The sequence below is a fragment of the Micromonospora sp. NPDC050276 genome (genome assembly GCF_044459545.1).
Taxonomy (GTDB): domain Bacteria; phylum Actinomycetota; class Actinomycetes; order Mycobacteriales; family Micromonosporaceae; genus Micromonospora.
In genome coordinates this window covers 421,373-434,399 of the sequence record NZ_JBITJA010000002.1, presented here as the reverse complement: position 1 = coordinate 434,399, position 13,027 = coordinate 421,373, and the positions used below count along the sequence as shown (strand labels likewise).

At 73.1% G+C, this 13,027-nt stretch carries 10 protein-coding genes; 5 read left to right on the top strand and 5 right to left on the bottom strand.

Going from position 1 to position 13,027, the window contains the following annotated elements; translation table 11 throughout:
- Positions 1 to 33: 33 nt before the first annotated feature.
- Entirely contained in the window at positions 34 to 663 is a 630-nt protein-coding gene (gene pgsA, locus ACIBF8_RS05200) for a phosphatidylinositol phosphate synthase (RefSeq protein WP_396781092.1), read from the bottom strand.
- Between the two features lie 249 nt (positions 664 to 912).
- Between pgsA and ACIBF8_RS05195 the strand changes: the two genes are divergently transcribed.
- Positions 913 to 3,069 carry an elongation factor G-like protein EF-G2 gene (locus tag ACIBF8_RS05195; protein WP_396781091.1) on the top strand — a complete coding sequence of 719 codons (2,157 nt, stop codon included), beginning with the start codon at positions 913 to 915 and terminating at the stop codon, positions 3,067 to 3,069.
- Positions 3,070 to 3,414: 345 nt separating this feature from the next.
- Here ACIBF8_RS05195 and ACIBF8_RS05190 read toward each other — a convergent pair whose 3' ends face one another.
- A complete protein-coding gene (locus ACIBF8_RS05190) occupies positions 3,415 to 4,473 on the bottom strand; it encodes an aldo/keto reductase (protein ID WP_396781090.1) in 1,059 nt (352 codons plus the stop codon).
- A gap of 99 nt (positions 4,474 to 4,572) precedes the next feature.
- Between ACIBF8_RS05190 and ACIBF8_RS05185 the strand changes: the two genes are divergently transcribed.
- Positions 4,573 to 5,055 carry a hypothetical protein gene (locus ACIBF8_RS05185; protein ID WP_396781089.1) on the top strand — a complete coding sequence of 161 codons (483 nt, stop codon included), beginning with the start codon at positions 4,573 to 4,575 and terminating at the stop codon, positions 5,053 to 5,055.
- Positions 5,056 to 5,104: 49 nt separating this feature from the next.
- On the opposite strand, the gene ACIBF8_RS05180 is transcribed toward ACIBF8_RS05185, so the two are convergent.
- Positions 5,105 to 5,617 carry an HIT family protein gene (locus ACIBF8_RS05180; RefSeq protein ID WP_396781255.1) on the bottom strand — a complete coding sequence of 171 codons (513 nt, stop codon included), beginning with the start codon at positions 5,615 to 5,617 and terminating at the stop codon, positions 5,105 to 5,107.
- Positions 5,618 to 6,122: 505 nt separating this feature from the next.
- Entirely contained in the window at positions 6,123 to 8,132 is a 2,010-nt protein-coding gene (thrS, locus tag ACIBF8_RS05175) for a threonine--tRNA ligase (RefSeq protein ID WP_396781088.1), read from the bottom strand.
- 188 nt (positions 8,133 to 8,320) lie between these two features.
- On the opposite strand from thrS, the gene ACIBF8_RS05170 reads away from it, so the two are divergent.
- Positions 8,321 to 9,466, top strand: a complete 1,146-nt coding sequence (locus ACIBF8_RS05170; RefSeq protein ID WP_396781087.1) for a DUF1775 domain-containing protein — start codon at positions 8,321 to 8,323, stop codon at positions 9,464 to 9,466.
- A 282-nt stretch (positions 9,467 to 9,748) separates the two neighbouring features.
- On the opposite strand, the gene ACIBF8_RS05165 is transcribed toward ACIBF8_RS05170, so the two are convergent.
- Positions 9,749 to 10,669, bottom strand: a complete 921-nt coding sequence (locus ACIBF8_RS05165) for an ADP-ribosylglycohydrolase family protein (protein WP_396781086.1) — start codon at positions 10,667 to 10,669, stop codon at positions 9,749 to 9,751.
- Between the two features lie 73 nt (positions 10,670 to 10,742).
- Between ACIBF8_RS05165 and ACIBF8_RS05160 the strand changes: the two genes are divergently transcribed.
- Positions 10,743 to 11,432 (top strand): response regulator transcription factor, encoded by a 690-nt coding sequence (locus ACIBF8_RS05160; protein ID WP_030489108.1) that lies wholly within the window; start codon positions 10,743 to 10,745, stop codon positions 11,430 to 11,432.
- Positions 11,433 to 11,461: 29 nt separating this feature from the next.
- On the top strand, positions 11,462 to 12,865 hold the full coding sequence (locus ACIBF8_RS05155; protein ID WP_396781085.1) for an ATP-binding protein: 1,404 nt from the start codon (positions 11,462 to 11,464) through the stop codon (positions 12,863 to 12,865).
- The last annotated feature ends 162 nt before the right edge of the window (positions 12,866 to 13,027 follow it).

The following is a 13,027-nucleotide window of genomic DNA, read 5'->3' as shown; positions in this document are numbered from 1 at the left end:
CGGTCGTTCGACGCCGGGTCGCCGGCAGCCCACTCACGCCTGACCGTCCGGCTGGAGCTGCTGGGCCTGGCGGTAGACGTGCGTCATCCGCTGCCCCACCGTGAAGATCGACACGGCGGCCAACAGCCAGAGCGCGATCTCCAACGCCGGTTTCACGTTCAGGCCGGTGAGGATTCCGCCGACCCCGACGATCAGCAGTCGCTCGGTGCGCTCGGCGATGCCCACGTTGCAGGTCATGCCGAGCCCCTCGGCGCGGGCCTTGACGTAGGAGACCAGGCCGCCGGCGGCGAGGCAGATCAACGCGGCGGCCACCCCGGAGTGATCGCCCTGGGTGGCCAACCAGTACGCGACCGCGCCGAAGACGGCGCTGTCGGCGACCCGGTCCATGCTTGAGTCGAGGAACGCGCCGAATTTCGTGGAGCCGCCGCTCATCCGGGCCATCGTCCCGTCGAGCAGGTCGGTGAGCGCGAACAGGGTGACGATCAACGCGCCCGCGACCAGGTGGCCGCGGGCACCGAAGCCGAGCGCGCCGACGAGCACACCGACGGTGCCCGCGACGGTGACGGCGTTAGGGGTGACGCCCGCGCGCAGCAGGGCGCGGGCAATCGGCTCGACGACGCGGGTCATCCCCGCGCGGGCCGACACTTGGAAGATCTTCGCCATGGCGGTCCCCACGATAACGGTCCGCCCAGCTCCGGCGATACGGACCGTCCCGCCGACCCGCCCGGGGGAGGCTTGTGCCTATCGGGCAACGGGTGTGAGATCGAGCCGGAAGGTGAGCCAGCTCACCCGTCCGCCCGTCCCGTTCCCGCTGTGCAGCAGACCACCGGAGGATATCGCCGCGCACTCGCCCCGGGCCGCTTCCCGTCGCGCGGCGGTCGCCACCACCACCGGCTGAGGGAGGTGCGCCCCATGGCGCAGAAGAGTCACGAAAAGGGTTCCACCGGCGGCGCGCCGGTGGTGACCGAGCCCGAGCAGGTCCGCAACGTGGTGCTCGTCGGGCACTCCGGGGCGGGCAAGACCACCCTGGTCGAGGCCCTGCTCGCGGCGACCGGCACGATCGGCCGGGCCGGCACCGTGGTCGACGGCACCACGGTCGGCGACCACGACCCCGCGGCCGTACGCCAACAGCGCTCGGTCAGCCTGTCCTGCGCGCCGCTGCTGCACAACGGCATCAAGGTCAACCTGCTGGACACCCCCGGGTACGCCGACTTCGTCGGCGAGCTGCGGGCCGGGCTACGGGCCGCCGACGCCGCGCTCTTCGTCGTCTCGGCGGCCGGCGGCATGGACGCGGCCACCGTCGCGCTGTGGGAGGAGTGCGCGGCCGTCGACATGCCCCGCGCGGTCGCGATCGCCCGCCTGGACCAGCCCCGCGCCGACGTCGACGAGACGGTGGCGCTCTGCCAACGCCTCTTCGGGGACAACGTGATGCCCCTCTACCTGCCGATGCTCGGCGACGACGGGGTCTCCACCGAAGGTCTGCTCGGCCTGATCACCCGCCGGGTCTTCGACTACACCGCCGGGCTTCCGGCCGACGTCCGCGACCCGGACCCGGAGCACCAGCCGGCCATCGACGAGTCCCGCAACGAGCTGATTGAGGGGATCATCGCCGAGAGCGAGGACGAGACCCTGATGGACCGGTACCTCGACGGCGAGGAGATCAGCACCGAGGTGCTCATCGACGACCTGGAGAAGGCCGTCGCCCGGGGCCACTTCTACCCGGTGGTGCCGGTCTGCGCCCAGACCGGTGTCGGGCTGGACGTGCTGCTGGAGGTGCTGACCGCCGCGTTCCCGTCGCCGCTGGAGCACGAGTTGCCGGCGGTGACCGGGGTGGACGGCTCGCCGCGTCCGCCGCTGACCTGCGACCCGGCCGGGCCGCTCGTCGCCGAGGTCGTCAAGACCACCGTCGACCGCCACGTCGGTCGGGTCTCGCTGGTCCGGGTCTTCTCCGGCACGTTGCGCCCCGACCAGACCGTGCACGTCTCCGGGCACGGCCTGGCCGAACGCGGGCACCCCGACCACGACGCCGACGAGCGGGTCGGGCACATCTACACCCCGCTGGGCGCGACCCTGCGCGAGGTGTCGGCCTGCGTGGCCGGCGACATCTGCGCGATCACCAAGTCGGGCAGCGCCGAGACCGGCGACACCATCTCGGCCAAGGACGATCCGCTGCTGATCGCCCCCTGGGAGATGCCGGAGCCGCTGCTGCCGGTGGCGATCGTCGCCCGCAGCCGCGCCGACGAGGACGCCCTGGCCCGCAACCTCGCCCGTCTGGTCGCCGGCGACCCCACGCTGCGACTGGAGCGCAACCCGGAGACCCACCAGCTGGTGCTCTGGTGCATGGGCGAGGCCCACGCGGACGTGGTGCTCGACCGGCTCCGCGCCGGCGGTGTCGAACTGGACACCGAGCCGGTCAAGGTGTCGCTGCGCGAGACGCTGACCGTGCCCGCGAAGGGGCACGGCCGGCACGTCAAGCAGTCCGGCGGCCACGGCCAGTACGCGGTCTGCGACATCGAGGTGGAGCCGCTGCCGCGCGGCAGTGGCTTCGAGTTCGTCGACCGGGTGGTCGGCGGCGCGGTGCCGCACAACTACATCCCGTCGGTGGAGAAGGGCGTCCGCGCCCAGCTCGAACGCGGTCTGGTCGCCGGCCACCCGGTGGTGGACCTGCGGGTGACCCTGGTCGACGGGAAGGCGCACAGTGTCGACTCCTCCGACGCGGCCTTCCAGACCGCCGGTGCGCTGGCGCTGCGCGACGCCGCCGAGCGTGGCCAGCCGGCCCTGCTGGAGCCGATCGACGAGGTCACCATCCGGGTGCCGGACGGCTCGGTGGGTACGGTGCTGGGCGACCTGTCCGGGCGCCGCGGCCGGGTGCTCGGCACCGAACCGGACGAGGACGCCGAGGGCCGCACCCTGGTGCGCGCCGAGGTGCCCGCCACCGAGTTGCTCCGCTACGCCGTCGAGCTGCGCTCCATGACGTCCGGCACCGGCACCTTCCGCCGCCACTTCGTCCGCCACGACCCGATGCCCGCCCACCTGGCCGACCAGATCCGCAAAGAACAAACCCCCTAACTCGGAAGTAGACCTACTTCCTCCCGATTAGGGCCGCTTCGCGCAGCGGAGCGACAGGGACTAACCCCACCCCGCCCCACCCCACCCCGCCCCGGCCCGGCCCGGCCCGGCGATCTTGCACTTTCTGTCGTCCTTATGTCGCGATTCGCGGCGTAAGTCCCCGCAGAAAGCGCAAGATCGGCGCGGGTTGGGGTGACGTGTGGGTCGATCATGGAGTTGTGGTGGGCGGCAGGACTACCTATGCCCGATTCGTGAGGCACCACAACTCCATGATCGACGCGGTTAGGCAGGGCGGGATACGGCACGGTTGGGCAGGGCGGGGGCGGCGCGGGGGCGGGGACTTGGTTACGGGTGGACTGTGGGGTGGTCGGGGCGGGGCCAGTGGGGGCGGTCGGCGTCGCGGAGGGCGGCCGTGCGAACGGCGGCGAGCTGGCGCTCCACCTCGACGAACTGGTCCGCCGGGAGTGGGCCCCAGTGCAGCGCCGCGGCGTTCTCCTCGACCTGGGCGACGGTACGGCAGCCCGGGATCGGAATGGTGCGACCACTGCGCGCCCAGATCCAGCCCAACGCGCCCTGGGCGAGGGTGCGCCCGTCGGCGGTCAGCGCGGCCCGGACCGCGCCGACCCGACGTAGCCACTCCGGTGCCGGCCGGCCGCCCCGGAACCACTCCAACCAGCCCGGGGCCAGCCCGCGTACGTCGTCGCGGGGCAGTGTCGACCCGGCCGAGTACTTCCCGGTGAGCAGCCCCATCCCGAGCGGCCCCCGGTTGATGCTGGCCAGGTCGTACTTGTCGCAGACGGCGAGCAGGTCGGGGGCGTCCCGCAGCACCGACAGGGTGTGTTGCACGGCGGTGGCACCGGTGGCGGCGTGCCCGAAGGCGGCGGCCCGGTCGGGGCGGTCGGTGCTCCACCCGTACGCGCGGATCAGGCCCTCGGCCACCAGGTCCTCGCAGGTCCCGATCAGCGCCTGCGCCCTCGGCACCGGCAGGTCGGCCAGGTGCAGCTGATAGAGGTCGATCCGGTCGGTGCCCAACCGGCGCAGCGAGGCAGTCACGGCAGTGCGCAGGTACGCGGGTGAGGCGTCCTCGCCGGTGGCCTGTCGGCTGGCCTCGTCGAACGTGTAACCCCACTTGGTGGCGATCACGGCGTCGTCCCGGCGACCGGCGAGCGCACGACCGAGCACCCGCTCGCCGTGCCCGGCCCCGTACGTGTCGGCGGTGTCGAAGAGGGTGATGCCCTCCTCGAGCGCCCGACGTACCGCCCGCACCGACTCGTCGTCGTCGACCGCGCCCCAGCCCAGCGGCTGGGTGCCCTCCGCCCAGGGACCGCCGATCGCCCAGCACCCCATGCCGAGGGCGCTGACCTCGATGCCGCTGCGCCCCAACGTCCGTGTCGTGACTGCCATCGGCCGATCGTGCCACCTCCACCGGGTTGGGGCGTAGCAGATCCAGAGGGCGGACACGCGGGTGCACGGCGACGGTCACGGTGCGGCATGATCGGCCCCATGCGACGTCTGGGTGTGGACATCGGCGGCGTGATCATCGAGCCGGCCGACGACGACGCGGACACGTCGTTCTTCGGCGCGCACTACCTGCGTACTCCCGTCGTGGACGGGGCGTTCGACGCGCTCGCGGCGCTCGGCCCGGCGTTCGACGAGGTGCACCTGGTGTCCAAGTGCGGGGAGGCCACCGAGCGGCGTACCCGGGAGTGGTTGGCCCACCACGATTTCGCGGCACGTACCGGCATCGCCGAGCACCGGATGCACTTCTGCCGCACCCGACCGGACAAGGCGCCGATCGCCCGACGACTCGGCCTGACCCACTTCGTGGACGACAAGCTGGAGGTGCTCGGCTATCTCGACTCGGTGCCGCACCGCTACCTGTTCCGACCCCGCCCGGCGCAGGTGGCCGCCCACGCCGCGGTGTTGCCACTCGTACACCGGGTGGAGAGCTGGTCGGAGCTGATCCCGCTGCTGCGCGCCGACTAGCCGGCCCGGCGCGGACGTCGCGCAGCCGGCCCGGCGCGGCCGGTGGCGGTCAGGACGGCCAGGCGCGGGCCAGCAGGTCCCGGGTGTCGCCGAGCAGCTGCGGCAGGACCTTGGTGCGGCCGATCACCGGCATGAAGTTCGCGTCGCCGCCCCAGCGCGGCACCACGTGCTGGTGCAGGTGCGCGGCGATGCCGGCGCCGGCCACCCCGCCCTGGTTCATGCCCAGGTTGAAGCCGTGCGCGTTGCTGACCTCGCGGATCACCCGCATGGCGGTCTGGGTGTACGACGCCAGCTCGGTGGTCTCCGGCACGTCCAGGTCGGTGTAGTCGGCGACGTGCCGGTAGGGGCAGACCAGCAGGTGCCCCGGGTTGTACGGGTAGAGGTTGAGCACCACGAACACGTGCTCGCCACGGGCCACCACCAGGCTCTCCTCCGGCGGCAGCTTCGGCGCCCGGCAGAAGGGGCAGCCGGTGGGCTTCTCGTAGCCCTCGGTCGGGCGGTCCTCGCCGGAGATATAGGTCATCCGGTGCGGCGTCCAGAGCCGCTCCATGCCGTCTGCCATGCCGTCTGCCATGCCGTCGATGTCCGTGTGCCGTTCCGCCCCTGTCACGAGCTGATCCTACGGAGCCCCGTGGACACGCCGCGACACCCGCCGTCCGGAAACCGCTGCTGCAAGTTCTTGACGGATCAACGTCGGAGCATGAAACTTCCATGCATCCACGTACTTCCATGAAGTGATGGAGGGGTCCATGTTCCGACGGCTCGGCAGGTTCCTCGCGGCACTTGCGCTGACCGCCGCCACCACAGTGGCCGGCGTCACCCTCACCGCCGGCGCGGCCCGGCGGACGGCTGCTACACCTGGGGACGCACCCTGTCCCAGGGGCGTCCGGCGAGGACGTTCGACAACTCCAGATCCGGGTCGCCGGCTACCCCGGCTACGGCGCAGCGAAGATCGCGCTCGAACATGGAAGTAGTGGCCTCCCGCACCGGGGAGGCCACTACTTTCTGGATCGAGCGTGATCATGCGGCGGGCGAGCGGGCCGCGACCGGCCGCGCGGGCGGCCCGGCTACTCCGCGGCGGCGGAGGGGCCGATGTTGGTCCGCGACCTGACCACGTCCAGGACGTGGGTGACCGCCTCGGCGATCGGCACGCCGTTGCGCTGGGAGCCGTCGCGGTAGCGGAAGGAGACCGTCCCGGCGGCCACGTCGTCGTCGCCGGCGATCACCATGAACGGGATCTTCTGCTGCTGCGCCGTCCGGATCTTCTTCTGCATCCGGTCGTCACCGGCGTCCACCTGGGCCCGGATGCCCTCGGCGCGCAGCGCCGCGACGAAGCCGTGCAGGTAGTCGGTGTGATCCTCGCGGATCGGGATGCCCACCACCTGCACCGGCGCCAGCCAGGCCGGGAACGCGCCCGCGTAGTGCTCGGTGAGCACCCCGAAGAACCGCTCGATCGACCCGAACAGCGCCCGGTGGATCATCACGGGTCGCTGCCGGCTGCCGTCGGCGGCCTGGTACTCCAGGCCGAAGCGCTCCGGCTGGTTGAAGTCGACCTGGATGGTGGACATCTGCCAGGTCCGGCCGATCGCGTCGCGGGCCTGCACGGAGATCTTCGGCCCGTAGAACGCCGCGCCACCCGGGTCGGGCACCAGCTCCAGCCCGGAGGTGGCGGCGGCGGTGCGCAGCGCCTCGGTGGCCTCCGCCCAGTCCTCGTCGGCACCGATGAACTTGGGCGAATCGTCCCGGGTCGATAGCTCCAGATAGAAGTCGTCCAGGCCGTAGTCGCGCAGCAGGTCGAGCACGAAGCTGAGCAGCGTGGACAGCTCGCCGGCCATCTGCTCGCGGGTGCAGTAGATGTGCGAGTCGTCCTGGGTCAGGCCCCGGACCCGGGTCAGGCCGTGCACGACGCCGGACTTCTCGTACCGGTAGACCGTGCCGAACTCGAACATCCGCAGCGGCAGCTCCCGGTACGACCGCCCGCGCGACCTGAAGATCAGGTTGTGCATCGGGCAGTTCATCGCCTTGAGGTAGTAGTCCGCGCCCTCCAACTGCATGGGCGGGAACATGGTGTCCGCGTAGTACGGCAGGTGACCGGAGGTCTGGAACAGCTGCGCCTTGGTGATGTGCGGGGTGTTGACGAACTCGTACCCCGCCTCCTCGTGCCGGCGACGCGAGTAGTGCTCCATCTCGCGGCGGATGATGCCGCCCTTGGGGTGGAAGACCGCCAGGCCGGAGCCGATCTCGTCGGGGAAGCTGAACAGGTCGAGGTCCGCGCCGAGCTTGCGGTGGTCGCGCCGGGCGGCCTCCTCCAACAGCTTCAGGTACGCCTTGAGCTCGTCGCGGGTCGGCCACGCGGTGCCGTACACCCGCTGGAGCTGCGGGTTCTTCTCCGAGCCCCGCCAGTACGCGGCGGCGGAGCGCATCAGCTTGAACGCGCCGATCAGTCGGGTGGTCGGCAGGTGCGGACCCCGGCACAGGTCCGACCAGCAGACCTTGTCCTCCTTGGCGTCGAGGTTGTCGTAGATGGTCAGCTCACCGCCGCCCACCTCCATCACCTCGTCGGTGTCCAGGCCCTCGCCCTTGACCTCGATCAACTCCAGCTTGAACGGCTCGTCGGCCAGCTCGGAGCGCGCCTCGTCCAGGCTGCCGAAGCGGCGACGACGGAACCGCTGCCCGGACTTGATGATCTCCTGCATGCGCTTTTCGAGCTTGCTGAGGTCATCGGGCTGGAACGGCTTGTCGACGTCGAAGTCGTAGTAGAAGCCGTTCTCGATGGGCGGGCCGATGCCCAGCTTGGCCTCGGGGAAGATGTCCTGTACGGCCTGGGCCAGGACGTGCGCGGTGGAGTGCCGCAGCACGTTGAGCCCGTCGGGCGAGTCCAGGCTGACCGGCTCGACGAGGGTCTCCTCGGCCGGCGACCAGTCCAGGTCGTGCAGCTGGCCCTGCGGGTCGCGGACCACGACGATGGCCTTGGGGCCGTTCGCGGGCAGTCCGGCCGCGGCCACCGCGTCGGCCGCCGTGGTCCCGGCGGCGACGACGACGGGGTCGGCCACGGCGGGGGTACGGGGTGCGGACACGGTGACTCCTCCAAGCGGTACGAAACGGTGCCGATCCTCGGCTCCTGCCGATGCTATCGGTCGCCCCGCCACCCACCGGGAACGGCACCTTCCTTACCGCCGGCGTTGAACCTTTCGCGCCTGCCAGCCGAACTAGAAGGTGTGGCCGGGATCGGTGCCGGCCGCGTCGACACGGATGGGGGCACGAGATGGCGAGCACGTACGGCGGCAGCCGGCCGCGGCGGATCGTGGCGGCGACCGCGGTGACCGCCGCCGGGCTGCTGCTCTGGCCTGGCACGGCGTACGCGGCGGACGTGACGACCACCCCGACCGAGGCGCGCCAGGGCGATGCGGTACGCCTGGAGTTCAGCGTTCCGCAGGAGCGGCCCGGCACGAAGACCAACCAGATCGAGGTCCGGCTGCCGGCCGACGCGCCGATCGCCGAGGTCTACCCGATGTCGGTGGACGGGTGGGCGCCCCGAATCAGCTCCCGCAACCTGGACAAGCCGGTGACCGGCATCCACTCGTCCGGGGTGAGCACGGTGACGACCGCGGTGACCTGGGTCCGGGTCGGCGAGAGCGGCCCCGGTCCGGCCCGGTTGGCGCTGTCCATGGGACCGATGCCGCAGGTCGAGCGGCTCACCTTCGAGGTCGTCCAGACGTACGCCGACGGCACGGTGGTCAGGTGGGCGGACGCCGCCGGCGCGCACCAGGCCCCGGTGCTCACCCTGCTGCCGGCGGCCCCGGGCGCGGCCGGACCGGCCGCACACGGCGGCGGCCACGGGGGTCCGGCCGCTGGCGCGCCGGCCGCTGCGGACAGCGGTGTCGACGCCGACCCGCCCGCCGCCGCTGGCGGTGCCGACGAGGGGTCCGGCAACGCCGACGGGATGCTGGCCGCCGGCCTGCTGGCCGGGCTGGGCGGCGGCGCGGCGATCGGCTGGCTGGTCAGCCGGTGGCGCCGACGCAACCCGGACGAGGCCACCGCGCTCGCCGAGGTGACCGGCGGCCCCGCGACGCCGGACCCGACGCGCGACGAGGCCGCGACCCTGGCCGAGATCACCGGCCGCGCGGACAAGCCCGCCAGGTCCGCCGCGACGCGGGACGGCGCGACCGACGCCGCGGCGCTCGCCGGGGCCGCCGGGCGGGCGGATGAGGCCGCAACGCCGGCCGAGCCCACGCCGACCGACCCCACGCCCGCCGACCCCACGCCGACCGACCCCGCGCCCGCCGACCCCACGCCGGCCGAGCCCACGCCCGCCGACCCCACGCCCGCCGACCCCACGCCGGCCGAGCCCGCGCCCGCCGAGCCCGCGCCCGCCGACCCGCAGCCCGCTGTCTCTGCGGCATCGCGGTGATCCACTCGGGTTTCCGGAAACCGGGGTATCCCCACCGCCCGGACAGCCCGACTTGCAGGAAGCCGAGCGGATCATGAGCTGGGGCTGGGGCCGGGCGGCACGGACTGAGGCCGGGCCGGGCGGCACGGACTGAGGCCGGGCCGGGCGGCACGGACTGAGGCCGGGCCGGGCGGCACGGACCGAGGCCCGGCCGGGCGGCACGAACCGAGGCCCGGCCGGGCGGCACGAACCGAGGCCCGGCCGGGCGGCACGAACCGAGGCCCGGCCGGGCGGCCCAGGCGGTCAGGGCAGCCAGGTAGGTAGCGGCTCGCGGGCGGACAGCCACGACTCGGGCACCCCGCCCGAGGTGCCGACGCCGGTGTACGCGGCCACCACCGCGCCCGCGATGGCGGCCGTGGTGTCGACGTCCCCACCGGCGCGCACGCACGTCTGGATCGCCGTCGGATAGTCGTCGAGGTGGGTGGCGGCCACCCAGAGGGTGAACCCGACGGTGTCCTGGGCGGTCACCCGGGAGCCGTTGCCGAGCGCGGCCACCACAACGGGCAGCGGTCGGCCGAGCAGCCCGGCCGCCCGGTGTACGCCCCGATGCACCTCGGTGCCCGGGTCGAGCGCGGCGGCGATCCCGGCGAGCAGCCGTTCCGGGGCCGGCCGGTGCCCGTCGAGGCGGGCGCGGGCGGCCAGCGCGGCGGCGACGGCGACGGCGACCGCGCCGGCGATTCCCTCCGGGTGCGCGTGTGTCACCTCGGCCGAGGCGCGGGCCTGCGCGGCGGCACGCGCGGTCGAGTCGGCGAAGTACGCGCCCAGTGGGCCGACCCGCATCGCCGCCCCGTTGCCGCAGGAGCCCTGCCCGTCGAAGGCGGAGGCAGCGGCCACCGGCCACGGCGTGCCGGTGCGGATCAGCTCCAGGATCAGCATCGCGCCGGCGCCGTAGCCGCGGCGCGGAGCGCACCGCTGCGCGAAGGACAGCGCCAGCCGGTCCCGGTCGACGCCGCCGGATTCGGCCAGCTCGGCGAAGACCGAGCAGGCCATCTCGGTGTCGTCGGTCCACTCCCAGGGCGCCGGCGGCAGGCCGCCGGCCGCGAAGTCCGCAGCCGTCGGCCCGGACAGGAAGAACTGCGCGCCGAGCGCGTCGCCGGTGGAGAGACCGGCGAGGCTGTCCCGGGCGAGCGCCAGGCGGGCATCGGCGAACAGGGTGAACGACATCGTCGTACCAGCTTGCCCGGTCGCCAGGCACGTCGCAACGCGATCAACTTGCCAGGCCAAGTACGGTCTTGTCGTGGCCTCCGTGCTCCTGGTCGAAGACGATCACGTCGTACGCGGCGCGATGCTGCGGTCCCTCACCGACCGGGGGCATGCCGTGCACGCCGTGGGTACGGCGTTGGACGCCCTGCGTCGGGTCGCCGCGGAGACACCCGACCTGGTGGTGCTGGACCTCGGCCTGCCCGATCTGGACGGCTCGGACGCGCTGCGAATGCTGCGCGGCATCACCGACGTCCCGATCATCATCGCCACCGCCCGGGACGACGAGCAGTCGGTGGTCAAGCTGCTGCGCGCCGGTGCCGACGACTACATGGTGAAGCCGTTCACCGGGGCGCACCTGGACGCGCGGATCACCACCGTGCTGCGCCGCGCCGGCCGGGCCAGTCGGACGGTGCAGCCCGCCGTGCACAGCGTCGGTGGGCTGCGGGTGGACGTGGGCGAGCGCAGCGCCCAGCTCGACGGGGAGCCGCTGGCGCTGACCCGCAAGGAATTCGACCTGTTGGCGTATCTCGCCGCACGACCTGGGCGGGTAGTGTCCCGCCGGGAACTCTTGGAGGAGGTATGGCGGCAGCCATCGGTCGGCGAGGATCAGACCATCGACGTTCACCTGTACTGGCTCCGCAGAAAGATGGGCGAGTCCGCGGCGAAGCCGCGCTACCTGCGCACCGTGCGGGGGGTCGGGTTCCGGCTGGTGGCACCGGACTGAGGACGGCGCTGGCCCTGCTCACGGCCGGCATGTGCAGTCTCGTCGCGCTCGCGTTCCTGATTCCCCTCGGGCTCAGCCTGCGCGAGCAGAGCCGGGACGATGCGATCGCCGATGCGGCGCGGCGCAGCGCGCTGGTGACCGGCGCGCTGGCGGTGAGCACCGACCCGGCGGTCGTCGAGCGCGCCGTGGTGGCCAGCGCGGACGGCGCCCCCGCCCGGCCCGTGGTGCACGGGTTGGGGCTGGACGAGTCCGCCGCTCGGGCCAGCGGCAGCGACCTGGACCGGGCCCGCGCCGGCCGGCAGTCGTTGGTCGTCGACGTCGACGGGGGTGTGGTCCGGCTGGACCCGGTCGTCCTCGGTGACCGGACGGCCGTGGTCGAGGTGTTCCTTCCGGACTCGACGCTCGGCGAGGGTGCCGGCGGCACCTGGCTGCTGCTGTTCGCGGTCGGAGCGGCGATGGCCGGCGCGGCGGTGTTGGTGGTCGACCGGGTCGCCGCCCGCGCGGTGGACTCGACCCGGGGCCTGGTCAAGGCCGCGCTCTCCATCGGCGACGGCGACCTCGGCGTACGCGTCGAGCCGACCGGTCCGCGTGAGCTGGCCGAGGCCGGGTACGCCTTCAACCGGATGGCGGACCGGTTGGACGCCGCCCGCACCGACGAGCGGGAGCTGGTGGCCGACCTGTCGCATCGCCTGCGTACCCCGTTGACGGTGCTGCGGTTGGACGCGGAGGCGTTGGAGTCCGACGACACCAGCGTGGGGTCCTTCAGCCCGGCGGAGTTGGACCGGCTTCGTGGCATCCGACGGATCCGGCAGGCGATCGTCACCCTGGAGGGTGAGATCGACGTGCTGATCAAGACCACCCGTAAGGCGGTGGCGCACGAGGCCGGGCCGGCGATGTGCGACGTGAGCGAGGTGGTCCGGGACCGGATGGTGTTCTGGGCGGCCCTCGCCGGCGACCAGAACCGGCCGCACCGGGTCAATGGCGCCCAGCTGCGCATCCCGGCGCCGGTGCCACGGGCCGAGCTGGCCGCCGCGCTGGACGCGGTGATCGGCAACGTCTTCCGGTACACCCCGCAGGGCACCGCGTTCGAGGTGGCCGTGTCCCGGCGCGACGGTTACGTGGCGATCCGGATCGACGACGCCGGCCCCGGCATCGCCAACCCGGACCGGGCACTGCGCCGAGGCGCCAGTGACCAGGGCTCGACCGGGCTCGGCCTGGACATCGCCAAGCGGGTGGCGTTGCAGGCCAACGGCTCGGTGAGCATCGACCGCGCCCGGCTCGGCGGAGCCAGCGTGGTGATGCTGCTCGCCGACCCGGAGGCGACGCCCCGGCAGGTCAGCCGCTTCGGTCTGGTCGGTCGGATGGCCCGCGACGCCCGGGACACGAAGTCCAGCGGCCGTCGCTGGCCCCGCCAGCGCCCCACCGACGACTGACCGGGTCGCACCCCCGGGGCTGTGCGCCGGCGCAAGTCTTCCTTAGATCGCGGTTAACGACCGCGTTGGATCGGCCGCGGGCTGACAGGATCACAGCACGAACCCACCAGTTCTACCGGCCAAGCGCACCATGCACCCACGGCCGGTGGAGCCGCGCGCGCG

What these genes read in the sequence shown, in the direction of transcription:
- ACIBF8_RS05195 (WP_396781091.1), top strand. Translation starts at nt 913, where the DNA reads ATGGCGCAGAAGAGTCACGAAAAGGGTTCCACCGGCGGCGCGCCGGTG.
- ACIBF8_RS05190 (WP_396781090.1), bottom strand. Translation starts at nt 4,473, where the DNA reads ATGGCAGTCACGACACGGACGTTGGGGCGCAGCGGCATCGAGGTCAGC.
- ACIBF8_RS05185 (WP_396781089.1), top strand. Translation starts at nt 4,573, where the DNA reads ATGCGACGTCTGGGTGTGGACATCGGCGGCGTGATCATCGAGCCGGCC.
- ACIBF8_RS05170 (WP_396781087.1), top strand. Translation starts at nt 8,321, where the DNA reads ATGGCGAGCACGTACGGCGGCAGCCGGCCGCGGCGGATCGTGGCGGCG.
- pgsA (WP_396781092.1), bottom strand. Translation starts at nt 663, where the DNA reads ATGGCGAAGATCTTCCAAGTGTCGGCCCGCGCGGGGATGACCCGCGTC.
- ACIBF8_RS05155 (WP_396781085.1), top strand. Translation starts at nt 11,462, where the DNA reads ATGTGCAGTCTCGTCGCGCTCGCGTTCCTGATTCCCCTCGGGCTCAGC.
- ACIBF8_RS05180 (WP_396781255.1), bottom strand. Translation starts at nt 5,617, where the DNA reads ATGGCAGACGGCATGGAGCGGCTCTGGACGCCGCACCGGATGACCTAT.
- ACIBF8_RS05165 (WP_396781086.1), bottom strand. Translation starts at nt 10,669, where the DNA reads ATGTCGTTCACCCTGTTCGCCGATGCCCGCCTGGCGCTCGCCCGGGAC.